Below are 24,198 nucleotides of genomic sequence, written 5' to 3'. Positions count from 1 at the left end.
GTTCAACCTAAGGAATCTTCACTGTGGACAGCACGCAGCAGCACCTCAACGCCTATATGGTGACATGGAAGCTGGAACGCGAATTCGGTGGCATGACCACCGTGTGCATCCAGCGCGCGGCCGCTTTCGCCGAACGCTATGGTTCAGCTGCGGTAGTGACTTTCCCTCCTAGCCCGCAGTTGGACCAGATCGCCGCTGAGTTGGTGCAGCGCGGCAAGCTGTCCCCCAAGGTGCACGTACTGAACCCCTATGCGTTCTTGGCGGAGCATGAACTGGATCCGCAAGCCAGCATTCCTGAGCCGGCAAGCGAACCGGAGCACCAAGACTTCACCGGCACTGAACAGGTTTACCTTCCCGGTGACAATGGCACCCTTTTCTGCGAGCACAGCACGGCTGGGCCAGATGAGCAGATCACCCGGATGACCTACTACCGCGGCGACGGCACGGTATTCCTAACCGATACCAGCTTCGAGGATACGAAACCCCGGCGCATCGTGGAGGCTTTTGACCGCAGCGGCATACTGGTGGCGCGCTTTCCCAGCGCTGCGGCTTTCTACCGCCACTGGCTGACGCAGATCGTGGACCACCCGGATTCCCTCGTAGTGGTCGACAGCAAATTCACTGCGAAGCTGCTTGCCTCGTGGACGCCGATACATGTACCCAAGATCTTCGCATTCCACAGCGTCCACGTGGCCAAGGGGCAGGATCTTGCCAGCGGCCACCTGTCCAAGGGCCACGGGCCTATCATCGCTGAACGTTCAACCTGGGATGGGTTCGTCTTCCTGACCCGTGCCCAGCGCAAGGCTTATGTTGACCGCTTCGGTGAAACCGACTCGACCTTTGTCATTCCCAACCCACTCAACGCTCCGGCGGTACAGCCCCCGGTACCGCAGCGCAGTCCGCTGAATCTGATTGCCGCCGGTTCGCTGACCCCGAATAAGAATGTCGCCGCCGCGCTGGAGGTCATTGCCGAGCTGGTACGCCGCGGCAAGCAGCCGACCCTGCACATAGTAGGCGAGGGCAACCAATCCGAGGCTCTGGTTCAAAAAGTTGATGAGCTTGAGCTGGGAGCGCATGTGGTGTTCCACGGCTACTCCGACCAGCTGCCACGGCACTTCGCTTCTTGCACGGCCCAATTGTTCACCTCGACCAATGAGGGCCAGGCTCTGGTCATCCTCGAAGCCCAGGCCCAAGGATGCATCCCGGTGTCCTTCGACATCAACTTCGGACCTTCGGATAGCATCATCGATGGCCATAATGGCTTCCTCGTCCCCCATGGCGATATCCAGGCTATGGCTGATCGGGTCCAGTCGCTAATGGATGATCCAATCCTGGCCGCCGAGCTATCAGAAAACGCCCGCACCTTTGCCAGCGAGTACCAATCTCGCGATCTCGTCTCACGTTGGGAAGAAACCTTGTCACTGACCAAGATGCTCAAAAACCTTGGCGCGAAGAACCGCGTCCCGCACTTTGAAGCCAAACTGCGCGGCGTTGATTTCCTTGACGGACAGCGGTTGCATGTTCGGGTGGAACATCAGGCGCAACTCGAAGACCTGCCAGAGCCGGCAATCTTTGAGCTGGTCTTCATCAACCGCCGGAGCACTGAGGAAATCGCGAGCGTGGCCGCTTCCAGCGTGGATGAACAGCTCGCAGCCTTTGACCTGGAACCATCACTCTTGGGCGAAACCCAGGAACAAGATGCCGCGGTGGATATGAACCTGCGACTGCGCATTGGCAAAGCCATGCAGCTCAAGCGCTTGGGACTGCCCGAGTCGAAGATCCTGCCGTACTTCACCAAGCATAAGAACCTCTCCTTCAACCGCAGGGGCTAATCAAAGGAGCAAGGAGCGCACAGCGGCAATACGGCAGACCCCTAAGTTTCTCCAAGTTGTGCAACATAGGCTGATTTCCATGCGAATTCAGATGTCCCAATTGCGCCCATTGCTCATCAGCCACCGGATTCTCATGACAGTTCCAGGCATGGAGGACTTTGAGAAAACCGGTACCAATTACGATCCTGATGCGTGGATCAGCTACGAACCGGACCTCGCACTGGATCCCTACACTACCTTTTGGGGAACCAGCGGAACCGCCCTGCCCCGCATGGGAGCTTTCTCCTATACGCATTCAAAGCTCAATAAGACCATTACCGTTGGGCGCTTCACTTCCATTGCCAAGGGGATGAAAGTGATGGGTGCCAAGCACCCGCTGGAGTGGGCCTCGACCAGTCCGGTGTTCTATAACCAGCGGCTGCTGATGCAGACCTACAGCGCTGATCACGGGGTCGAGCTGAACGCAGCGGACTTCAGCTACAAGCCGGGGAACATCAGCATCGGCAATGACGTGTGGATTGGTGAAAAAGTCACCTTGGGCCACGGAGCCACCATTGGCGATGGGGCCGTGATCGCCTCGAACTCCGTGGTGTCCAAGGATGTACCGGCCTACACCGTTGTTGGAGGTTTGCCAGCGAAGAAGATCCGCGACCGCTTCGAAACCGAGGTAGTACAAGCACTGCAGTCTTCGCAGTGGTGGCAGTATGCACCGAAGGACTTGACCCATCTGGATGTCGCTAACCCGGCCATCTTCGCCCAACAGGTCATTGGCCAAGCGGCCGCGGGTAATTTGCAGCCATTCCAAACGCAACCGCTCACTGCCAAGCACATCGCCGAGCACCTGCAGGCCTAAGCACCGAAGCTACCGCGGCTAATGCCTCCTGAATACGCGCAATGCCCCAGGGCGCTCGCCGGATCGGCGAGCTCCCTGGGGCATCGGAGTTCTGGGCCGCTTGGGACTTAGCCCACGGCGACGCGCAGTTCGTTATTCCACGGGTCCTTGAATCGAAGCTCGGCTCCGGTGTGGTGGTTGCCCACCTTCGCGAAGTTCAGGCGTTCGGCCAGCTTGCCTACCTCTTCTTCGCTTGGAACGTTGATCAGCACTTCGCCCAGCCCCAAGGTGTCCTTGCGCGGTCCTGCTCCGGCCGAGTTCCATACGTTCATGGCCATATGGTGGTGGTAGCCGCCAGCCGAGACGAACAGTGCTTGTTCGCCCAGCGTGGTGGTTTCATCAAATCCCAGAGTGTCCACATAGAACTTGCGGGCGGTTGCCACATTTCCCACCTGCAGGTGCACGTGTCCGACATCTGCAGCTGCGTTGCGCTGCTGGGCAATGGCCCGCTCAGTCAAATGGGTGTTGAGGAACTGGTTTGGATCCAAGTAGACGGTGTCCATGGCAACCTGGCCATCGTTCCAGTTCCAGGTGTCGCGCGGGCGGTCCCAGTACAGCTCGATGCCGTTGCCTTCAGGGTCGGTGAAGTAGAAGGCTTCGGATACCAGGTGATCGGAACTGCCTACGAAGCGGGTCTGATCAAACTGGGCTGCCGAGAGCACCGTGGCCGCCAGGTCGGCTTTCGTGTCGAAGAGCAATGCGGTGTGGAAAAGGCCTGCCTCATTGCGCGATGGCACCTTCAGTCCCGGCGCGTTGCGCAGGTTGACCAGTTCCTGAGTTCCACGACCCAGGCGGATACCGGCAGCAGATTCGTCAAGAATCTCAAGGCCCAAGGCCTTCTGGTAGTACTCGCTCATGGTCTTCATATCGCCAACCTTGAGCTGGACGGCGTTCATGTGGGTGGTGGCCGCTAGTTTGTCTTGCTGCAGAAGTGTCATGGCAAGTTCCTTTCCCAAGTACCTCGATTGCTTATTGATTATCAGCTTACCGTAATTTACTTGATGCTTCAAGCAATCAAGTGTGTTTAGCCGCTCACAATGCCCTTGGTTTGGAAACCTCACTCCATCTAGATAGCCTGAAGGTACAACCAACCCCTCAGGACAAGCCCGGGGTCTCACCGCTCGCGCACCAAGGGATATGCAGCAATGACCAAGAAGGCCATCGGAGTCAGCCTCCTCGTCGCAGGCGCGATGGCTGTCGGCGCAACGGCCTTTACCAGCAGCAGCGCTTCAGAGCATCGCGGAACGGTTATCCCGGTTATTGATGGCGACACCGTGGACATCATGGTCTCTGGCGCCAAAACACGAAGCCAGCTGCTGAATGTCGCCACACCCCAGACTAAGCAACCACAGCGAAGCGCTGAGTGCCTCGGTCCAGAAGCGGCCGAATTCCTTGAGCGCACACTGCCAGCAGGGCAAAAAGTCACCCTCGAACACGATGCTCAGCGCACAGATCATGAGGGCCAGACGCTCGCAGTGGTCTATAAAGCCGATCAGCTCATCAATAGCGAAATTGCCGCACAGGGATTCGGTATCGCTATCAAGTTCGATCCGAACACCAAGTTCCACGAACAGGTGAGCCAAGCCCAGCGGGAAGCCGAATCCGCTGAGCGCGGGCTGTTCAGCACGAAGATCGCCTGCACCATCCCCGCTCAGATCAATGACGCGATGAAGGCAATGCATTCCGTACCCGTTGAATTGGGCCAGACTGTTGAGCAAGCAGATGCACGCGCACAGCAGGCAGCTGCAGGCCGCGCCGCGGCTGATGCATTGCAAGCTCAAGATCGAAAAGAACAATTAGTCAGTGCGGCGCTCGCCGAAGATTCCTTGGCACCAGCCCTGGAGGATCTAGCCGAGACCATTGAACAAACCGCCGACCTGGAAATCCAGCACGAACAGCAAGTTGCCACCCCCAGCAAGAAAGTAAATGCCGGGAGGAAAGCAGCTGGCAAGCAGTCACCGACGCAGCTCCCGGAGGAATCAAAGGCCGAAGAACCAAGGCCCAAAAAGTCCCACACCAATTCTCCGCGGAAAAGCAAGAAACAGAGCCAGCCGGAGAATCAGCCCAAGCGCGTCAACCCTAACCGCAAGCCTGTGAATGACAACCCCTTAGAGCAGAAGCCTTCGCGCGAGCACCTCGGCTCGCGAGTGAACCCAAGGGCCAATTGTGAAGCGCCCAACGGGCAATCAAGCAAAAACTGCTAGTCACAACCCGACCTTCACCCATCCTGCCCCAATGGCCGCGCGAGAACAGTTTCCACGCCCACAAGCCCTACTTCCAGCCATGCATTAGCACCCAGAGCGATGGATAGCACTGAGGTGCAAGCACCTATTGCACTCTCGACTAAGTCATACGGGACGATAAATTCGTATCTTCAACATAAATGGGTACCTTGAATACGTCACCACATTCCCACGAGCCACTCGTGGGAAAATCACTCGCACTACAAGGATCCAGAATTGAAGAAATCAAGTGCATGGATTTCTATTGCCCTTACCGGTTCACTGATCACCGGAGGTGCTGTCTACGCGACGACCTATAAGTCAGACAAGCATGGAGTCATCACTCGGGTCATCGACGGCGATACCGTAGACATGACCATAGCCGGCACCCAGACGCGCGTGCGCCTGCTGAATATCGATACTCCTGAAACGGTCGACCCCAGCAAGGCCGTTGAGTGCCTCGGGCCAGAGGCCTCCGAACACCTGGAATCGTTGCTCCAGCCCGGCGATAAGGTCGAGTTGCAGTATGACGTCGAACGGGAAGACCGATATGGGCGCACCTTGGCGGCCGTCTACAAAGACGACGAATTCATCAATCGGTCTATCGCAGCGGCCGGACTGGGCATCGCAGTGAAGTACGAGCCGAACACCAAGTTCTACGACGAGGTTCTGGCCGGCCAGCTCGAAGCCGAAGCCCAAACAAGCGGGCTCTTCAGCCCCGAAGTTTCATGCGCAATCCCTTCACAAGTTGGCAACGCACTCACAGAGCTCGACCAAGTGCCAAGCGAAGCAGCAACAACTGTCGAAGAAGCCGAGTCAATGGCGGCAGATGCGGCAGCCGCCGCGGCCGCAGGACTGCTGGTCAGCAAGAGCTTGAAGTCCCTGACGCCGGACACCCACCCGGTGACCTATGCCCTGCTGGCAAAGAAGTTCCCCAACGCACTGAGCAAGCTAGACAGCTCGGTGCAGAAGGCCCAGGACCTGGAAGGCCAGCATTCTGAGCGGCACCGCGAACTAGTCAAGGAAGGAAAAGAGAGAAAGAAGAAGGAAGCTGAGGCAAAGGCCAAACGCGAGGCAGAGAAAAAGGCCAAGCGAGAAGCTCAAGAAGCCGCTGAGCGGCAGGCTGCCCAGCAAGCTGCCGAGCGTCGGGCAACCGAACGTCGGGCGGCAGAGCGCCGGAGCACGCCTCAGCCACGGACGACGACGCCTCGACGCATCGAACCGAAGAGGCCTTCCGTGCCTAAGAATTACACCGGCCCGCGTTGCTATGCCCCGGGTGGCAAAACCTGGAAACCTTGCGGCTAGTTCACTCGCTCCATTAGGGGCCGCAGGATGGCCAAGCACAGTGCGCGCCCTGCACGGTTCATCACCATGCGGGGCGCGTTCTGGCATCTACGACCTGAAGCGAAGCAAGCTCTTCCACGAACTAGGACTTCCAAGTATATTGGCTAGTGATCCACCTCACCATGGGTTTTGGTGGCTTACCCAAAGCTACGGAAGGTTACTTGTGAGCGTTACCGAAGAATTCAGAGCAGCCCGCGACCGGCTTCTGGAACTGCGTGAGGATTACACTCGGGCTCGCGCAGAGTTCACCTGGCCAGAATTCAGCGAATTCAACTTCGGATTCGACTGGTTTGATCACGTGGCCAAGGATCCGCAACGCCGCGATCAACCCGCGCTGATCATTGCCGAGCTGGATGGCAGTTCAACACAGCGCACTTGGGCGCAGCTTTCGCGCAGGTCCACGCAAATCGCCCGCTGGCTTAGCGACCAGGGGGTAAAACGCGGGGATTCCATCGCCATCATGCTGGGCAACCAAGTGGAACTATGGGAATCAATGCTGGCAGGGATCAAGCTGGGTGCGGTGCTGGTTCCGTGCACCACGCAGCTGACACCCACCGATCTTCGAGACCGCATTGAACGCGGACATATCCAGTGGGTGATCACCAATGAAAGCGAGATCCCCAAATTCGAATCGGTACCCGGAACCTACACGCTGATCCAAATTGGCGGTCAGCCTGCACCGGGCATTCTCGATTACGCCCAGAGTGCACACGCCGAAGCTGAATTTTCGCTAGACTCCCCCACCCGTGCCGATGAAACCTTGCTGCGCTACTTCACCTCCGGCACCACCTCGAAAGCCAAGCTGGTGGAGCACACCCACACCTCGTACCCGGTAGGGCACTTGAGCACGATGTTCTGGATTGGGCTGGAACCCGGCGATATCCATTTGAATGTCGCTTCGCCGGGCTGGGCGAAACACGCTTGGTCCAATTTCTTCACCCCATGGATCGCCGAAGCCACGGTATTCATCTACAACTACAAACGCTTTGACCCGGCAGCCCTGATGAACCAGATGGATGCCCGGCATGTCACCAGCTTCTGCGCACCACCCACCGTGTGGCGCCTGCTCATCCAAGCGGATCTGAGCGAACTGAAGAATCCGCCGCAGAAGCTCGTCTCGGCCGGCGAACCACTGAACGCCGAAGTCATTGACCAGGTCAATAAAGCTTGGGGCCAAGTGATCCGCGATGGATTCGGGCAAACCGAAACCACCGTGCAGATCGCCAATCCTCCGGGCGAGCAGATCACTATCGGTGCGATGGGGCGCCCCATGCCAGGCTATGAGATCGTGCTGCGCGATCCAGCCACCGGAGAAGAAGGAGATCTGGGTGAAATTTGCCTGGTCACCGCCCAGCGCCCGCTGGGTCTGATGAAGCGGTATTTCGAAAACGAGGAAAAGACCAACGAAGTCTTCCGCGACGGGGTCTACCACACCGGAGATATCGCTGAACGGGACGAACGCGGCGTGCTGACCTATGTGGGCCGAGCCGATGACGTGTTCAAATCCAGTGACTACAAGATCAGCCCTTTCGAACTCGAATCGGTATTGATCGAGCACCCAGGGGTCGCTGAAGCGGCAGTGGTTCCGGCACCGGATGAACTGCGACTCACCGTTCCCAAGGCCTACATTGTTGCTTCTGGCGGTTATGAGCCGGGCCCGGAATTGGCCGAATCGATTTTGGCTTATTGCCGCGAGCATCTCTCGGCTTTCAAGCGCGTGCGCCGGATCGAATTCGCGGATTTGCCCAAGACGATCTCGGGCAAGATCCGCCGTGTGGAGCTGCGCCAAGCAGAAGAGCAACGCCATGGCGGAAGCGCCCCGGCAGGAACCGAATATAAGGACACCGATTTCCCGAACCTAATGAACTGAGCCGCCATCCTGGTATCGCCGCTGTGCAGGTGGCGATACCGGGAACTGGCCCTAAGCGGTTATTTTCAGCATTCTGACCGGCGCTGTATCTGATTCACGACAATATTGGAGACATTAATCCACAATGGTGCGCATGATGTCGCAACAATTCGTCTAAATTGGTCACTGAAGTATATTTGGATACTGACGACCGACGAATTCTATTGGGCACCGATGCCCCGCTTGCAAAGGACTCCAATGAGCAATACCGATAAGTTCCGGGCCGCACGCGATCTGCTGCTGGCAGCACGCGATGACTACGACCGGGCACGGGCAGAGTTCACTTGGCCGGAATTCACCGATTTCAACTTCGCCTATGACTGGTTTGATGCCGTAGCCAAGGACCCAAAGCGGGCTGATCAGCCAGCATTGATCCTCACCGAACCAGATGGCAGTACAGCTCGCTACAGCTGGGCGCAGCTCTCGCACCGTTCTACCCAAGTGGCCCGCTGGCTTTCCGACGAAGGACTGCAACGCGGGGACACGATCATCCTGATGCTCGGCAACGAGGTGGCCCTGTGGGAATTGATGCTCGCGGGCATGAAGCTGGCAGCGGTGATCATCCCTTCCACCACCCAGCTGGTCAGCGCAGACCTTGCCGACCGCATTGAGCGCGGCAACGCGAACTGGGTGATCACCAGCCATGAACACGTCGCCAAATTCGACACCGTGCCAGGAGACTACCGGATTGTCCAGGTACGCGGCGAGGCAACCGAGCACACCTTGGACTACGCCAAGTCCTTCGATGCGCCAGCTGAATTCAGCCTTCAGAGCCCAACGCTGGCCGATGAAAACATGCTGCTCTACTTCACCTCGGGCACCACGTCGTTGGCAAAACTGGTCCAGCACACCCACACCTCGTACACCATCGGCCACCTGGCAACCATGTTCTGGATCGGCTTGGAGCCCGGAGATGTTCATTTGAACGTCGCTTCCCCCGGCTGGGGCAAGCACGCATGGTCCAATTTCTTCGGTCCGTGGATCGCTGAAGCCACCGTTTTCGTTTACAACTATGATCGCTTTGATCCGCTGGCCCTGATGAATCAGATGGACACCGAGAACGTCACCAGCTTCTGCGCACCGCCTACGGTTTGGCGCTACCTGATCCAGGCAGACCTGAGCGCACTGAAGACTCCCCCGCGCAAGCTGGTCTCGGCCGGAGAGCCGTTGAATGCCGAGGTCATTGACCAGGTGCGCACGGCGTGGGGCCAGGTGATTCGCGATGGCTACGGCCAGACCGAGACTACGGTGCAGATCGCCAACTCCCCGGGCACCGAGGTGAAAGTCGGTGCAATGGGCCGCCCGATGCCAGGCTATGTGGTGGAGCTGCGCAATCCGACCACCGGAGAACTGGCTGAAGTCGGCGAGATCTGCTTGCGATTGGATCCCAAGCCTGCCGGCTTGATGAAAGGCTACTTTGCCGATCCGCAGAAGACCGAGGAAGCCCTGAGGGGCGGGGTCTACCACACTGGCGATATTGCCGAGCGCGATGAAGAAGGCGTCTTGACCTATGTGGGCCGAGCCGATGACGTCTTCAAATCCAGCGATTACAAGCTCAGCCCCTTCGAGCTGGAATCGGTCGTGCTGGAGCATCCAGCGGTTGCCGAAGTAGCGGTGGTTCCATCACCGGATCCGCTCAAGCTCTCGGTACCCAAGGCATTTGTGGTGCTGGCCGCGAATGTCGAGCCTTCAGCGGCGGTTGCCAAGGACATCCTCGGGTTCTGCCGTGAGCAGCTGGCCCCTTACAAACGGATCCGCCGTCTCGAATTTTCCCAGCTCCCGAAGACCATTTCCGGCAAGATCCGCCGTGTGGAACTTCGCCTGGCCGAGGAAGAGCAGCAGGCCAAAGGCGCCAAGCCCAGCGGCGAATACCGGGACACGGATTTTCCGGAGTTGAAGAGTCTGGGCTAGCGGCAATACCGTTTACTTAACGGGTTTCGGGACTTTCTTCACCAGCCAGCCAGACATCTCCCGCTTCACCACACGTGGATTGACCCGGTCTCGACGCTCGGGTAATAGCTCGTGAAGAAGTTCTGAACAGAACGCGGCAAATGATGTCCGCAGATTTTCAGGGGTAAAAACCGGGCCGCGTGGCCATCGAACGCCGGGCGGCCCGTAACGTACGGGTGAATGAGATCCGCAACGGATCCTCGTCAAACTCTGCAGCTACCTCGCCAATCAACGTGCGCAGCGCATAGTGAGCGCAAAGGTACCCATAGATTTCCTGAAGGACGCCCTCAGGGGTTTTCGACCGCAGCACCACCGAAGGCCCGCGCTGATGGGTTTTCATTTCCTTGAAGCACAACTCAATCTCCCATCGCTTCGCATAAGCCTCGGCCAGCTCGCGCGCCGAGGCGATACCGGGATCCAAGATTGTGGTGAGCAACCGGAATTCACTGGTCTTCTCTCCGTCACCGACCGCGTATTCCACCACACGCACGCGGATGGGATCCACGTTGTTCCGGCGTTCCTTGGTCCCTTCGTAGACGGCAGAAAGGTACGAGCCGTCTTCGAATTCCTCATGCACGGGAAGGACCATGTTTCCGCGCACCCGCCAGAGCAATTGGGCTCCGGTTGCGGCACTGTCCTTGAAAGATCGGTAGCTGAAGAAACCGCGGTCAGCCATCAGAAGCATGCTCGAATCCAGCTTGTGGTGCAGCCCGGGATACATGTCGTTTTCCGCGGTAGTGTAAGGCCCGGTCACCGCGCCGATAATGGCGTGCGTGGAGCATTCCACCAGTCCCAGGAGTCGTGCTTGAGGGAAAGCGCTCTTGAATTCGGTGTTCGTTCCCGGTCGTCCGTAGGCCCGCTCGTTGGCGGGCGTATCAGCAAGGTCCATGGTCGTCCCGTCCACACTGACCAGGCGCAACCCGGCCAGGAACCCCCGTGGGGTTTGAAGCCCGAAGGGCTTGGCTGCCTGGTCGAACAGCTCGATCATCACCGGTGCGCCCAGACGGGTACGGGCCTTGAAAATGGCTGCTTTGGTAGGCATGCTCCATTCGCTAGTACGGTGGGAAATCCATTGCAGACCGCCGAGCAGGTTGCGCATGACCTCCTCGTAGGAAGCTGCAGCATGCAAGGCCAGGGCCATCACGTAGTAGACCATCATCCACGCGGGCAGCAGGCGTGAGCGCTGCTCGCCGGCGCCGACTTTGGTGACCACCTCGTTGACCAGCGAAGGCGGGAAAACCTTCGCTAGTACGCCTAAGGAGACGTGGTCCGAAAGTCGTGTTGGTTCTACGGGTTTCATCCATCCGCTGCGTGCCATGGGAGCAGATTAACACATGAATGCACTAAGTAAACGGTATTGCGTTTAACCCAGATTTTTCATGAGGTCTCTGACGGCCACCGAAATCCGATACCCAGGATTCCCGGCGGCCGTTACTGATTCCGCCCACGCCAAAGAGCGCCGAAACACCAGCGCTGGGTGCCAGGCTCCACTTATCTGGACTGAATTGGCCTTTCGAAACCAAATAAACAACAGAACAATCACCAGTTCAGGCGGCCAGCTCGCCGTGCCGCCACCGCTGGAATGACTCACCGATACCCTTCTGCAACTGGCATAACAGCTGCGCTTCAGGCGCCTTCTCGGCGATCAGCAGCCGGCGTTGCCGGCCGCCGGTGACGACTTTCCCGGCCATTGAAAATAGCCGGTACCGCCACCGCTTCAAATCCCAGCAGCCGGCCTCATGCCCGCCAGGTAGCGCAGCAAGTTGAAGCCAAGACACCAAATTCACCGCGAACATCGCCAAGTCCGCCCACGCCTGGTTCGCTGCGAAAGACCAATACGGCAGCTTGCCCAACCCCGCATTCTTCAACGTCTTGATCCTGTTTTCGCACCTGCCCCGCGCCCGATGCCGGGCATCGAGGAACGCGACGTTGAACCGCGGCGCATTGGTCAAGAACGCGGTGACTCGGTTCCCGTCCGTGTCGAACAAGTTCGCTTTCGCCCCCGGATGCAAGGGCTCAGCACGCAGGTAAATCGGCTCTTCAAGTTTTAGCGTGGTGAGCCCGAAAAATAAGTAAGGCCCGCAGTCCTCTGCGAAAATGGATGTTGTCTAGACAAACCATCAGCAAGGAACTACGAGCCGTGTTTAAGGATACCGGTGGAAACGACGCTGCGTCGATTCTTCTCAACCTCAACGACTACCGCGTCATCGACGCAACCCAAGAACCAGCCGGACGACAAGTCCTTATCGAGCCCAAAGCCACAGAGGCAGCCTGTCCAACTTGTGGGGTGATCACCACCCGCATCCACTCCAGACCAGTGCACCGGGTCAAAGACCTCCCAACCGGTGGCAACGACATTAAGGTCCTGGTGCGCAAACGCCGGATGGCCTGCCAAGAGACCGCGTGCGAACGCCGCTCGTTCGTGCAAACCACCGAACAGCTACCGTTGAGGGCCCGGATCACCACCAGGCTCTCTCAAAAGCTCGTGGACGAGATGAGCTGCGAACTGCGAGCCGTGTCCAGGGTCGCTTCTGCGTACCAAGTTTCTTGGCCAACCGTGATGGCACGGCTGAACATTGAAGGTGAGCTCACCGGTGACATTGACCGGATGTTCATCGGCAGGCTCGGTATTGATGAGCACCGTTTTCGTAAGGTCCGCTACGCCCGAGGCAGCAGCGGGAAAGTAGTCAGGATTGAGCCGTGGTCCATAGTCTTCACTGATCTGGATACTGGGAAGATCCTCGATATCGTGTACGGACGGCGAGGTGCTGCGGTGAAGAAGTGGTTGAAGTCCCGGCCACGGTACTGGCGTCAACGAGTACAGTACGTGGCCATTGACATGTCTGCTGAGTTCCGCAAAGCGGTGCGGGAGAACCTGCCCAAGGCAAAGATCAGCGTGGACCATTTTCACGTCATCGCGCGCGCGAATCTCATGATCACCCAGGTGCGCCGGCGTCGCTCCCACGAGGTGCTCCAGCGCCGAGGAAGGGCCGCTGATCCGGCCTACAAGTATCGGAAGCTATTGACCTGCAATTTGGAGAACTTGTCGATCAAGCAAGTTGAACGGCTGAAACTGATCCTTGAATCAGATCCTGAGCTGGGCGTGATTTATGGGCTCTTCGATTTTAAGCGTGGTGCAGGATGCTCAGCACGGCCGGAGGCCCGCCGTGTATAACAATATCCTGACCCGGTAATGACCATGATTCCGATAACCCCGACCGATCCGTTTCAAGTTCTTCGCCGTCAGGTTCGCCGCCTCGCTCCGAGCATTCGTCAACCGCGTACGAATGAACACCAGCAACTCGCGCCTCCACGCAGTCAGCGTCCGGAACAACGACTTCGCTTCCACCATTTTCGTTGCCTTCACCGATTTCTCCAGCACCGCCCACCTCGATTGAAAATCATGGATATCCCTGGTTTTCAACAGCTCCCGCACGTGTTCCTTAATCCCATAAATCACGCCCAGCTCAGGATCTGCTTCAAGGATCAGTTTCAGCCGTTCAACTTGCTTGATCGACAAGTTCTCCAAATTGCAGGTCAATAGCTTCCGATACTTGTAGGCCGGATCAGCCACTCTGCCTCGGCGTTCATGGACTTCATGGGAACGGCGCCGGCGCACCTGGGTGATCATGAGATTCGCGCGCGCGATGACGTGAAAATGGTCCACGCTGATCTTTGCCTTGGGCAGGTTCTCCCGCACCGCTTTTCGGAACTCAGCAGACATATCAATGGCCACGTACTGCACTCGTTGACGCCAGTACCGTGGCCGGGACTTCAACCACTTCTTCACCGCAGCACCTCGCCGTCCGTCCACGATATCGAGGATCTTCCCAGTATCCAGATCAGTGAAGACTATGGACCACGGCTCAATCCTGACTACTTTCCCGCTGCTACCTCGGGCGTAGCGGACCTTACGAAAACGGTGCTCATCAATACCGAGCCTGCCGATGAACATCCGGTCAATGTCACCGGCGAGCTCACCTTCAAAGTTCAGCCGTGCCATCACGGTTGGCCAGGAAACTTGGTACGCAGAAGCGACCCTGGACACGGCTCGCAGTTCGCAGCTCATCTCGTCCACGAGCTTTTGAGAGAGCCTGGTGGTGATCCGGGCCCTCAACGGTAGCTGTTCGGTGGTTTGCACGAACGAGCGGCGTTCGCAGGCGGTCTCTTGGCAGGCCATCCGGCGTTTGCGCACCAGGACCTTAATGTCGTTGCCACCGGTTGGGAGGTCTTTGACCCGGTGCACTGGTCTGGCGTGGATGCGGGTGGTGATCACCCCACAAGTTGGACAGGCTGCCTCTGTGGCTTTGGGCTCGATAAGGACTTGTCGTCCGGCTGGTTCTTGGGTTGCGTCGATGACGCGGTAGTCAGTGAGGTTGAGAAGAATCGACGCAGCGTCGTTTCCACCGGTATCCTTAAACACGGCTCGTAGTTCCTTGCTGATGGTTTGTCTAGACAACATCCATTTTCGCAGAGGACTGCGGGCCTTACTTATTTTTCGGGCTCACCACGCTAAAACTTGAAGAGCCGATTTATGGGATTAAGGAACACGTGCGGGAGCTGCTGAAAACGCGGGATATCCATGAGTTTCAATCGAGGTGGGCGGTGCTGGAGAAATCGGTGAAGGCAACGAAAATGGTGGAAGCGAAGTCGTTGTTCCGGACGCTCACTGCGTGGAGGCGCGAGTTGCTGGTGTTCATTCGTACGCGGTTGACGAATGCTCGGAGTGAGGCGGCGAATCTGACGGCGAAGAACTTGAAGCGGATAGGGCGGGGTTATCGGAATCATGCGCATTACCGTGTTCGGATATTGTTATACACGGCGGGCCTCCGACCGTGCTGAACATCCTGCACCACGCTTAAACTCGAAGAGCCGGTAAATCCGAGTTCCAGGCGGGTATTGCCTCAACTCCAAGACGTTCGTTGCATCAATCACCCATGCATCATCACGCTGATCTCCGTTAGCGTCCAGGGCTGGTTCCCAGTACTTCTTCTGATCGATCCACCGGATGAACCGCTCCTTGAGAACCGGCAGCGAATACGACGTGGAGAATTGGAGCCCCAGAGAATGCAGGTGGTGCAAAAAATCCCTGGACGACCCAGCACTGTCGGTACGGGCCAGGATCTTCTCACCACGAAGGTTCCCGTGCTCGTCATAGAAATCATCAGGCAACTGAGCCAGCGCTTGGCCGAGCACCTCGATATGCGAGGTGGCGGAGTTCGCGCCCCGGTTTCCCGGGCGCAATTGCACGGCGAGGACTTCGCCGGTGCCGTGGGCTTTGCCGTAGTCGGCCATGGCGATCATCGGTGAAAAACCGTACCCGCCTTTATACGTCCCAGCGCTGGATTCTTTCTCGGAATGGACATGCACTAGCGACGCATCTATGTCGATAATCAGCGGATTGGCTGCCGTAGCCAGCCGGGCGGGATTCCGCGGCCCGGCCGCATTCCAGACTTTGGAGCGCAGGCGCCGGGTCATGGTGGCGAACCCGTAGGAGAAAGCTTCTGGCTGTTCTTTGATCCGGCCCATGAATCGGCTGACCGTGGCATCCGACGCTACGGAGCCGAAGAGTTCTGGTGCGGTGCGTAGCTGGTCAATATCTGTGGCTTGTTCACCGCCGGCCGCCAACGATAGAGCCAGTGCTCCGAGGATCTTGCCTGGACGGTGGGTAGCGGTGGCTGGCACGAACTGGCTGAACCGGTCCTCGCAGAGGCTGCGGAAGTCCAAGGCATTCAGGAAACTGGTCAGCACCGACAACCCTGCATGAGAGACCAGGGACTGGCCGGTGAGTTGGGTCGAGAGAGCAGGGAAAACGTGGGTAGAATGGTTCACTGAAAAGGTGATCCTTTGAACGGGTATTTTGGAAGATTAGACACTCCCATTTTCCCAGTTCAGGTCACCTTTTCATCTTTTAAGTCAGTTAATGACTACCGGCCTTCATGAAATACCCGGGTTAAACGGCTCTTCAGGATTCAGGGTGTAAACGCGATCTAAAGCCACCGGTTTCCAACAATGACCGTGCGATATAGTGCGTCAAATTCGTGAACCCCAAAGCGATACCCCGCAGGTGCTCCAACCGCCCATTGAGTGCTTCAGTAGGCCCATTGGAACTGCCAATGTGATCAAAATACGCGAGGATATCCGGTTTCCGCCTGCGCAGCGTACCACCGAGTTTCTTCAACTCCGGTAAACCCTTCGGCACTTTGGTACCGATCTCGTTGATCAGTTGTTCCATGGCCCACTTCCCGATCTCGGGCTTCTTCTGCCGGTAGGCATCAACCATCCTCTGGTAAACGCTCCAGACCAATTGCACAGGCTCGTGCTTCGCAACGTTGAACAGGTCTTCAACGCGCTGTTTCTGTTTCTCTGTGGCCAGCGATAAACCTGTAGTCAGCGTACGCCGGCACTTATACAGCGGATCATCTTTCCGGCCACGCCGCCCATATTGTTCACGCTGAACTCGTTGTCTGGCCTGGTCCAACGCCTCGGAGCCGAGCTTGACCACATGAAAAGGGTCCAAGACTTCTACGGCTTGGGGCAGTTCCTCAGCAGCAGCGCTTTTGAAGCCGGTGAACCCGTCCATCGCGACCACCTCAACATTGTTTTTCCATGCTTCACCGCGTTCAGCAAGCCAGGTCTTGAACACGGCCTTGGAACGTCCGGGAATCATGTCGAGCAATCGTGCGGTGCCAGTGCCAGCCTTCACCGGGGTGAGGTCAACAATGACCGTCACGTACTTGTCTCCACTTTTGGTATGCCGCCACACGTGCTCATCAACTCCCAACACTTTGACTCCGTTGAACCGGGTTGGGTCATCTATCAGCAGGCGCTGGCCTTCGGCCAGCACTGCTTCGTTGGCGGTATTCCAGGTGACACCGAGCCCTTCGGCAATCCGTGAGACTGACAGGTGCTGGGTGACTAGCCCGGCCAAAGCCCAGCGTAGCCCGGTCCGGCTGATTTTCTGTCGTGGCGCTACCGCTTGGCTGAGGTCTTCACGCCAGACTCGTTGGCAGTGGTTGCAGCGGTAGCGGCGGTGCTTGATCACCAGGACGGTGGGCCGCCATCCGAACGGTTCGTGGGCCAGGCGCCGGGTGACGGTATCGCGTGGATTTCCGGGCGTTCCGCACGTTTGGCACCATGGGTCAGGGTTGGTCACTTGGCAGAGGATCTCAGCTTTCTTCGGCGTGAGGCGCTGCCCGATGGCGGTGAGTCCCAGTCCGTCAAGGTTGGTGAAAGTCGTGAGATTTGCGGGGGTATAGATAGAATGGTGCACAGTCGAGGTCTCTAGAAATGGTTAGTGTGGTAACTTCCATTCTTCTGGAAGGCCTCGACTTTTTAATGCATTGACGACATGCCCGGGATCCGGGGTGTTGGGTTTAGGTGGCTACACTCTCAATTCTGAAGAGCCGGTTAAACAGTGCCATTTGATTCCCGTTGATAGTGAAACCTTCTAGGCTTCAATGAATTTCAAACTTAAGTATATTCCCAAGGAAACATCAACCTGCGCACCAACGGGAAGGTAATTGCGCTCTGATTAGTGTTGTTACAATTTGACAACACTTTCCCAGATTTATTTAGGTGCTCAACTTAGGTGGTTAGATAAACACCTTGCTTCAGAGAGGCGCAGGTCGGCCTTGATTTGAGCTTCTGTTCTTCTCTTCGCGGCAACGCGACGGAATCCTTCCCGCCTTCGTTCCCGCGGTGATATTTCGGTAGGGAAAAGGGCTGTCATAACTGAAGGAATGCGTTTCTTCGGCTACAACGCGTGCGGTACTCAATCCACCGATCTCCAGTGAGATTCGTCCCGCAGTCAATGGCCAAAGGTAAAGTGGCGCGAGAGGTATTCTCAGCGAAATTAGCTATCCGTCGCTGTTAAGCTCACGAACTGTCGGCTACCTTGCGTTTTTTGCCGCCTTGATCCAAAGATTGGTCAAGTCTTGCCGAGCGTAACGCTTGGCCGATGAGTGGGCCTGCTTGGAAAGCCGCTTGTATTCCTTCGGATTATCAATCAGTGACGCAACGTGCGACGACAATGCGTGAATATCGTTGGGTCCAACGAGCAGCCCGTTAACACCGCTATCGATCACAGACGCTGGGCCATATCGAACGTCATACGAAATAGGCACACAGCCATGGAATTGCGCCTCCAAGAGAACCAACCCCTGGCCCTCCAGCTTGCTTGTGAATAACAAGATCCCACTATTTGCAAGTCGCCGCGGTACGTCATCTACGTGCCCTGCAAACTCAATACGGTCAGATAATCCGAGTTCCTTTGCCAAGGATTGCAACTCTTGCTGCTTTTGGCCCTTTCCAACGATTGTGAGCTTGCAGTCGACCCCCAATTCTTTTAGTTCATGGACTGCGCGAATAGCATGATCTACTTGTTTTCTGCTGTCGAGGCTTCCCACTGAAATGATTTGCCTAGGGTCATTACGACGAGAGAATTTCTTGAGCGAGGAACTCTTGATGATGTTCGGGATAACTACAGACTTAGATTCGTGGCCAAAGCGCGCGTTGAAATCATCAGCCTGTTGCCGAGTGAGGAATACGAAAACATCCCAATTATCGGCGTTTGCTGCAATTTTTTGATGCTTTGGTACCACTGGACCCGTTTCCGGTTCAGCACCGGCCACAACATGTGACGAATGAAAGACAAACATTTTGGTTGTCTTCGGCGCACGCCATGGTCCCATCATTGAGGCTACAAAGCTGCTGTCGAATACAGCGATCGACTCTTCATATCCGACAATTTCAGTCAGCCAATGTCGGTACAGCGATGAGGCGGATGAGAACTTCTTGAGGACCTCACCTGCCCCGTTGAATATCGCGATTTCTCGTTTTGATTCACCACCAACCACGAATTTCGCATCAGACATGAACTTGGAGCCATCCGGTCGAGAATAGATGATCCTCGAGGAAGCGGAATCGTCCGTGTGCGCATACACATGCTTGAAGATCCCGGCATCATTAACCTGGGACTCTACTGGCTCCACAGACCATTTCATGCCTTCCGCCTTTGCGGCCAGCTTCTTCACCGGCGGGTGCGAGACTCTGGAGGCATAGTCGGAATACAAGTTATGAACCTTCACACCAGAAGCAATTAGCCCGATTCCGCGCAATCGCTCAACCGTAGAATTGAGGTGTTGCGTATAAGCGAATGTTACAACATTCGACTTGCCATCTTTCTTTGCGAAGCTACTAGCACGTTGCAAGCACGCAGTCGTCAATCCCCCGAATTTCTCGTCAATTATCCAAGTGATCATGAACGAACGTCGTGACATTCAGCCAACCAACCTCTGCTGCAGAAGAACTAATACAGAAATAGATTCCTATTCTTCTCAAATCATAGAGGCTCTTCAGGAATAAGAGTGTAACCACCTGAAACCAACACCCCGATTCCCGGGCATGTCGCCGAGCACGAAAAAGTCGAGGTCTTCCAGAAGAATGGAAGTTACTACACTAGCCATTTTCGAAAGACCTCGACGTTGCTCAATCCTACCTTCACCGCACCAGACCTCACCACTTTCACCAATCTTGACGGCTTGGGACTGACCGCAATCGGGCAACACCTGAGCGCAGCGAAAGCCGAAATCCTCTGCCACGTCACCAACCCGATCCCTTGGTGCCAAACCTGCGGAGCAGCAGGCATTCCACGCGATACCGTCACCCGCCGCCTCGCCCACGAACCATTGGGCTGGCGTCCCACTGTCCTAGTCATCAAACACCGCCGCTACCGTTGCGCCAATTGCCAACGAGTCTGGCGTGAAGAGCTGTCCCAAGCAGTAGCGCCACGCCAGAAAATCAGCAGGACCGGGCTACGCTGGGCGCTGGTTGGACTGGTCTGCCACCACTTGTCAGTCTCCCGAATTGCCGAAGGCCTCGGCGTCACCTGGAATACCGCCAATGAGGCTGTGCTGGCTGAAGGTCAACGCTTACTGATTGATGATCCAACCCGCTTCGACGGGGTCAAAGTGCTGGGAGTCGATGAACATGTTTGGCGGCATACCCGAACCGGCGACAAATACGTCACCGTGATTGTGGACCTCACCGCGGTGCGTGACGGCACCGGTACCGCACGACTGATCGACATGGTCCCTGGAAGATCCAAAGCTGTATTCAAAACCTGGCTGGCTGATCAAGAAGAACAATGGAAACAGGGCATTGAAGTCGTCGCAATGGACGGTTTCACCGGCTTCAAAACAGCTGCCGTCGAGGAGCTACCCCACGCGGTGGAGGTGTTGGATCCATTCCATGTAGTCAAACTAGGTTCCGAGGCGCTGGACCAGACCCGGCAACGGATTCAACGTGAGCAACATGGGCGTCGAGGACGCAAGGATGACCCGCTTTACAAGTGCAGGCGAACGCTGACCACGGGACTATCCTTGGCTACGGAAAAGCAGAAGACCAAGCTTGAAGACCTGTTCAAGGAGCCGGAGTATGAGCCGGTTCAATTGGTCTGGAGCGTGTATCAGAAGATGGTGGATGCCTACCGGCAACCGAAGCCCGAGGTCGGACGGTGGGCCTTGGAGCAACTGATCAACGAAGTTGGCACGAAGGTACCGAAAGGGTTGCCGGAGCTGAAAAAGCTCGGCGGCACCCTGCGCAGGAGGAAGACGGACATTCTCGCGTACTTTGATCATATTGGTAGTTCGAATGGTCCTACCGAGGCTTTGAATGGCAGGTTGGAGCATCTGCGAGGTATCGCGTTGGGGTTCAAGAATCTGGCGCACTATATCGCCCGGTCGTTGTTGGAGACCGGTGGGTTTAGACGGCGTTTACACCCTCAATCCTGAAGAGCCATCATAGATGATTGGCTCGCATTCAGAGCTGAGTAGTGGTGTTTACATCAGCATGAATTCAAGAAACACGCGTGACACTGATTACAATCATCTGATATCACTGTGTCCTCTGGCAGTCCGACCGGCGAAATGAATGACAGAACTCAAATCCCCAGGACCGTGCCATCTGAAGTGATGATCCGACAACAGCGCAGTAATCAATATTCGACCCCGCCTTTGAGCTTTGCCTGATATGTGTTCTGCAGCGTAGTTTTCAGGGCTGCTCATTCAATCCGCATTGAACTCGAACACCGTAGTTGATGGAACCGCTGTGTCCCCTCCATCTGCCAACCGAACCTGCGGCCCATAGAAGGTTGCGCGCCCACCAAGGGTGGTTTGACCGCGATCGTCGACAACGGTTCCGGTGACTACTTGCCTTACGCTCACGGTGACGAAGCTGGCACACCAGCAAAATGAATCACGCCACCCGCCTTAATCTATTGAACGTTTTGCCAGCTAAAGGCAATACCGTTTACTTAACGGGTTTCGGGACTTTCTTCACCAGCCAGCCAGACATCTCCCGCTTCACCACACGTGGATTGACCCGGTCTCGACGCTCGGGTAATAGCTCGTGAAGAAGTTCTGAACAGAACGCGGCAAATGATGTCCGCAGATTTTCAGGGGTAAAAACCGGGCCGCGTGGCCATCGAACGCCGGGCGGCCCGTAACGTACGGGTGAATGAGATCCGCAACGGATCCTCGTCAAACTCTGCAGCTACCTCGCCAATCAACGTGCGCAGCGCATAGTGAGCGCAAAGGTACCCATAGATTTCCTGAAGGACGCCCTCAGGGGTTTTCGACCGCAGCACCACCGAAGGCCCGCGCTGATGGGTTTTCATTTCCTTGAAGCACAACTCAATCTCCCATCGCTTCGCATAAGCCTCGGCCAGCTCGCGCGCCGAGGCGATACCGGGATCCAAGATTGTGGTGAGCAACCGGAATTCACTGGTCTTCTCTCCGTCACCGACCGCGTATTCCACCACACGCACGCGGATGGGATCCACGTTGTTCCGGCGTTCCTTGGTCCCTTCGTAGACGGCAGAAAGGTACGAGCCGTCTTCGAATTCCTCATGCACGGGAAGGACCATGTTTCCGCGCACCCGCCAGAGCAATTGGGCTCCGGTTGCGGCACTGTCCTTGAAAGATCGGTAGCTGAAGAAACCGCGGTCAGCCATCAGAAGCATGCTCGAATCCAGCTTGTGGTGCAGCCCGGGATACATGTCGTTTTCCGCGGTAGTGTAAGGCCCGGTCACCGCGCCGATAATGGCGTGCGTGGAGCATTCCACCAGTCCCAGGAGTCGTGCTTGAGGGAAAGCGCTCTTGAATTCGGTGTTCGTTCCCGGTCGTCCGTAGGCCCGCTCGTTGGCGGGCGTATCAGCAAGGTCCATGGTCGTCCCGTCCACACTGACCAGGCGCAACCCGGCCAGGAACCCCCGTGGGGTTTGAAGCCCGAAGGGCTTGGCTGCCTGGTCGAACAGCTCGATCATCACCGGTGCGCCCAGACGGGTACGGGCCTTGAAAATGGCTGCTTTGGTAGGCATGCTCCATTCGCTAGTACGGTGGGAAATCCATTGCAGACCGCCGAGCAGGTTGCGCATGACCTCCTCGTAGGAAGCTGCAGCATGCAAGGCCAGGGCCATCACGTAGTAGACCATCATCCACGCGGGCAGCAGGCGTGAGCGCTGCTCGCCGGCGCCGACTTTGGTGACCACCTCGTTGACCAGCGAAGGCGGGAAAACCTTCGCTAGTACGCCTAAGGAGACGTGGTCCGAAAGTCGTGTTGGTTCTACGGGTTTCATCCATCCGCTGCGTGCCATGGGAGCAGATTAACACATGAATGCACTAAGTAAACGGTATTGGGGCTAGCGGGAACCTCCAGAGACTGAACGCTTAAAATAGCGAGATGGGTCGCAGTTCAAATGAACTGCGACCCATCTCGCTATCTATAATTCTTTGGCCGTTCAGTTGCTGCGCTTGGCCTTCAGCGCGTCAATGATTCCCTTGCCCAGGTAGAACGCGCCATCGGCATACCAAGCCGCCATCAGGACTTGGCGTGCTGATTTGGGCAGCCACTCGAACTTCTGGCTGCGTGCCAGAACTTGATGCGCCACCAAACCGGATGCGAGCACCGCGATGCCAGAGCCAATGAGCGCCTTGGGATTCCAACTGTGGCGGTACAGCAACCTTTCGATTCCCTTGGCTTCACGTTCCTGCTCAGCCAACGCTGCCCTCAGGGTCTTGATCGGGTTGCCGGTGGCAAGTACTCGGCGGTCTTCGGGCAGCGGGCGCCCGGTGAGGTAATCCACGCTGCGCGGGTCAAACCCGAAGAGCGAAAGCAGACGCTTCAAATCCTTCAAATCCGCAGAGTGCGCCAATAGCTGCTGGGCTTCTGCACGGGCCGCAGGATCTGAGATCAGTTTTTCAAGCAGCTCGGTATCCTCTTCACCGTAGCCATAGAGCAGGCTTTCTAGCTCCTCAAGCCGTAATGCTGCCGGCGAACCGGCAACTGGTTCAAGGATTGGCGTGCGCTCCAGATCAAGCACAATACCCAGCGAGGAACTGAAGATATCGCGGCGTGATCCCTTGGCTTCAATGCTTGCCGAAATGACATTACCCATTCGAGTCAAAGACAAGAACGGGCGGTTCGAGCGCGAGATGTTCGGGGCATAGACAGGTTCCTTCAGCATTGCCATCAGTCCCGAGGCGCTGTCCCACACAGTGATCTCGTTATCCGCGAATCCTGCTGCCAGCACAAGCTCTGAGCCCTTGAGCTTGGGACCGTGCAGCAGCTCGTTGGTGCTGCCGAAGTCCCCAAGGACCTCATCATCCGGAGTCGGGCCATCAATCTCATCCCCATCCACCAACACGTAGCTTGCTCCGGTGGAGTTCTTCAATTCGTGGACCAGCTTGGTCACGCGCGACCCTTCGCGCAGCTTGCCCTTGGCATCAATGCGGTAGAGCACCGCATCACGGGCTTCGCTTACCGTGGCCACTTCGGCGGTGACTTGAGTTGAATTCTCACGCTCAACAGCTCCGCCGATAAAGCCCAGCAGGCGGCGGTCGGCTAGCGCGGTGCGTACCAGCTGTGCCACTTCGGGCTTATCGCCCATGAAGATGAACTCCAGGTTGAGGTAATTGAACTCAGTTGAATCCACGAAAAGCAACCCCTTTGATTGATTGGATTTAGAGATAAATCAATCATAGGCTGAGA

At 56.9% G+C, this 24,198-nt stretch carries 14 protein-coding genes and 4 pseudogenes; 9 read left to right on the top strand and 9 right to left on the bottom strand.

Annotated elements, in window-relative coordinates; genetic code table 11:
- Positions 1-23 precede the first annotated feature (23 nt).
- Positions 24-1,832: a glycosyltransferase gene (locus AARI_RS08275; protein ID WP_013348854.1), complete on the top strand. Its 1,809-nt coding sequence runs from the start codon at positions 24-26 to the stop codon at positions 1,830-1,832.
- Between the two features lie 79 nt (positions 1,833-1,911).
- The gene (locus AARI_RS20270; protein ID WP_013348853.1) at positions 1,912-2,685 is read left to right on the top strand and encodes a CatB-related O-acetyltransferase; all 774 of its coding nucleotides are present in this window, start codon (positions 1,912-1,914) and stop codon (positions 2,683-2,685) included.
- Between the two features lie 107 nt (positions 2,686-2,792).
- Here AARI_RS20270 and AARI_RS08265 read toward each other — a convergent pair whose 3' ends face one another.
- Positions 2,793-3,662, bottom strand: a complete 870-nt coding sequence (locus tag AARI_RS08265; protein ID WP_013348852.1) for a VOC family protein — start codon at positions 3,660-3,662, stop codon at positions 2,793-2,795.
- 207 nt (positions 3,663-3,869) lie between these two features.
- On the opposite strand from AARI_RS08265, the gene AARI_RS18585 reads away from it, so the two are divergent.
- The 4 genes from AARI_RS18585 to AARI_RS08245 all read left to right on the top strand — a co-directional run bounded on the left by AARI_RS18585 (position 3,870) and on the right by AARI_RS08245 (position 10,110).
- Positions 3,870-4,928 (top strand): thermonuclease family protein, encoded by a 1,059-nt coding sequence (locus tag AARI_RS18585; RefSeq protein ID WP_013348851.1) that lies wholly within the window; start codon positions 3,870-3,872, stop codon positions 4,926-4,928.
- A gap of 255 nt (positions 4,929-5,183) precedes the next feature.
- Positions 5,184-6,251: a thermonuclease family protein gene (locus AARI_RS18580; RefSeq protein WP_013348850.1), complete on the top strand. Its 1,068-nt coding sequence runs from the start codon at positions 5,184-5,186 to the stop codon at positions 6,249-6,251.
- A gap of 202 nt (positions 6,252-6,453) precedes the next feature.
- Entirely contained in the window at positions 6,454-8,160 is a 1,707-nt protein-coding gene (locus tag AARI_RS08250; RefSeq protein WP_013348849.1) for an AMP-binding protein, read from the top strand.
- A gap of 237 nt (positions 8,161-8,397) precedes the next feature.
- Positions 8,398-10,110 (top strand): AMP-binding protein, encoded by a 1,713-nt coding sequence (locus AARI_RS08245; protein WP_013348848.1) that lies wholly within the window; start codon positions 8,398-8,400, stop codon positions 10,108-10,110.
- Between the two features lie 157 nt (positions 10,111-10,267).
- Here AARI_RS08245 and AARI_RS08240 read toward each other — a convergent pair whose 3' ends face one another.
- Both AARI_RS08240 and AARI_RS08235 read right to left on the bottom strand, forming a co-directional pair.
- Positions 10,268-11,467, bottom strand: coding sequence for an IS4-like element ISAar21 family transposase (locus tag AARI_RS08240; protein ID WP_013348844.1), 1,200 nt, complete (start codon positions 11,465-11,467; stop codon positions 10,268-10,270).
- Positions 11,468-11,696: 229 nt separating this feature from the next.
- Positions 11,697-12,182, bottom strand: a pseudogene (locus tag AARI_RS08235) (transposase); the annotation flags it as partial.
- Between the two features lie 107 nt (positions 12,183-12,289).
- On the opposite strand from AARI_RS08235, the pseudogene AARI_RS08230 reads away from it, so the two are divergent.
- Positions 12,290-13,282: pseudogene (locus AARI_RS08230) on the top strand (ISL3 family transposase); the annotation flags it as partial.
- 12 nt (positions 13,283-13,294) lie between these two features.
- Here the strand turns inward: AARI_RS08230 and AARI_RS08225 are convergent.
- On the bottom strand, positions 13,295-14,572 hold the full coding sequence (locus AARI_RS08225) for an ISL3-like element ISAar14 family transposase (protein WP_013348847.1): 1,278 nt from the start codon (positions 14,570-14,572) through the stop codon (positions 13,295-13,297).
- A gap of 107 nt (positions 14,573-14,679) precedes the next feature.
- Between AARI_RS08225 and AARI_RS19240 the strand changes: the two are divergent.
- Positions 14,680-14,991: pseudogene (locus AARI_RS19240) on the top strand (transposase); the annotation flags it as partial.
- A gap of 33 nt (positions 14,992-15,024) precedes the next feature.
- Here the strand turns inward: AARI_RS19240 and AARI_RS08220 are convergent.
- The 3 genes and pseudogenes from AARI_RS08220 to AARI_RS08210 form a co-directional block, all read right to left on the bottom strand.
- Positions 15,025-15,981, bottom strand: a pseudogene (locus AARI_RS08220) (IS1380-like element ISAar32 family transposase); the annotation flags it as partial.
- 133 nt (positions 15,982-16,114) lie between these two features.
- A complete protein-coding gene (locus AARI_RS08215) occupies positions 16,115-17,422 on the bottom strand; it encodes an ISL3-like element ISAar23 family transposase (protein ID WP_013347623.1) in 1,308 nt (435 codons plus the stop codon).
- Positions 17,423-18,041: 619 nt separating this feature from the next.
- Complete coding sequence (locus AARI_RS08210; protein WP_081461126.1) at positions 18,042-19,430, bottom strand: glycosyltransferase; 1,389 nt, start codon at positions 19,428-19,430, stop codon at positions 18,042-18,044.
- Between the two features lie 204 nt (positions 19,431-19,634).
- Here AARI_RS08210 and AARI_RS08205 point away from each other — a divergent pair, with 204 nt between their 5' ends.
- A complete protein-coding gene (locus tag AARI_RS08205; RefSeq protein WP_013347368.1) occupies positions 19,635-20,942 on the top strand; it encodes an ISL3-like element ISAar19 family transposase in 1,308 nt (435 codons plus the stop codon).
- A gap of 662 nt (positions 20,943-21,604) precedes the next feature.
- Here AARI_RS08205 and AARI_RS08200 read toward each other — a convergent pair.
- Entirely contained in the window at positions 21,605-22,804 is a 1,200-nt protein-coding gene (locus tag AARI_RS08200; protein WP_013348844.1) for an IS4-like element ISAar21 family transposase, read from the bottom strand.
- A gap of 144 nt (positions 22,805-22,948) precedes the next feature.
- Positions 22,949-24,142 (bottom strand): hypothetical protein, encoded by a 1,194-nt coding sequence (locus AARI_RS08195; RefSeq protein WP_013348843.1) that lies wholly within the window; start codon positions 24,140-24,142, stop codon positions 22,949-22,951.
- Positions 24,143-24,198: the final 56 nt, after the last annotated feature.

The sequence above is a fragment of the Glutamicibacter arilaitensis Re117 genome, assembly GCF_000197735.1.
Taxonomy (GTDB): domain Bacteria; phylum Actinomycetota; class Actinomycetes; order Actinomycetales; family Micrococcaceae; genus Glutamicibacter; species Glutamicibacter arilaitensis.
Note: the sequence above shows the minus strand (reverse complement) of the source record. Positions and strands in the feature narration are given on the sequence as shown.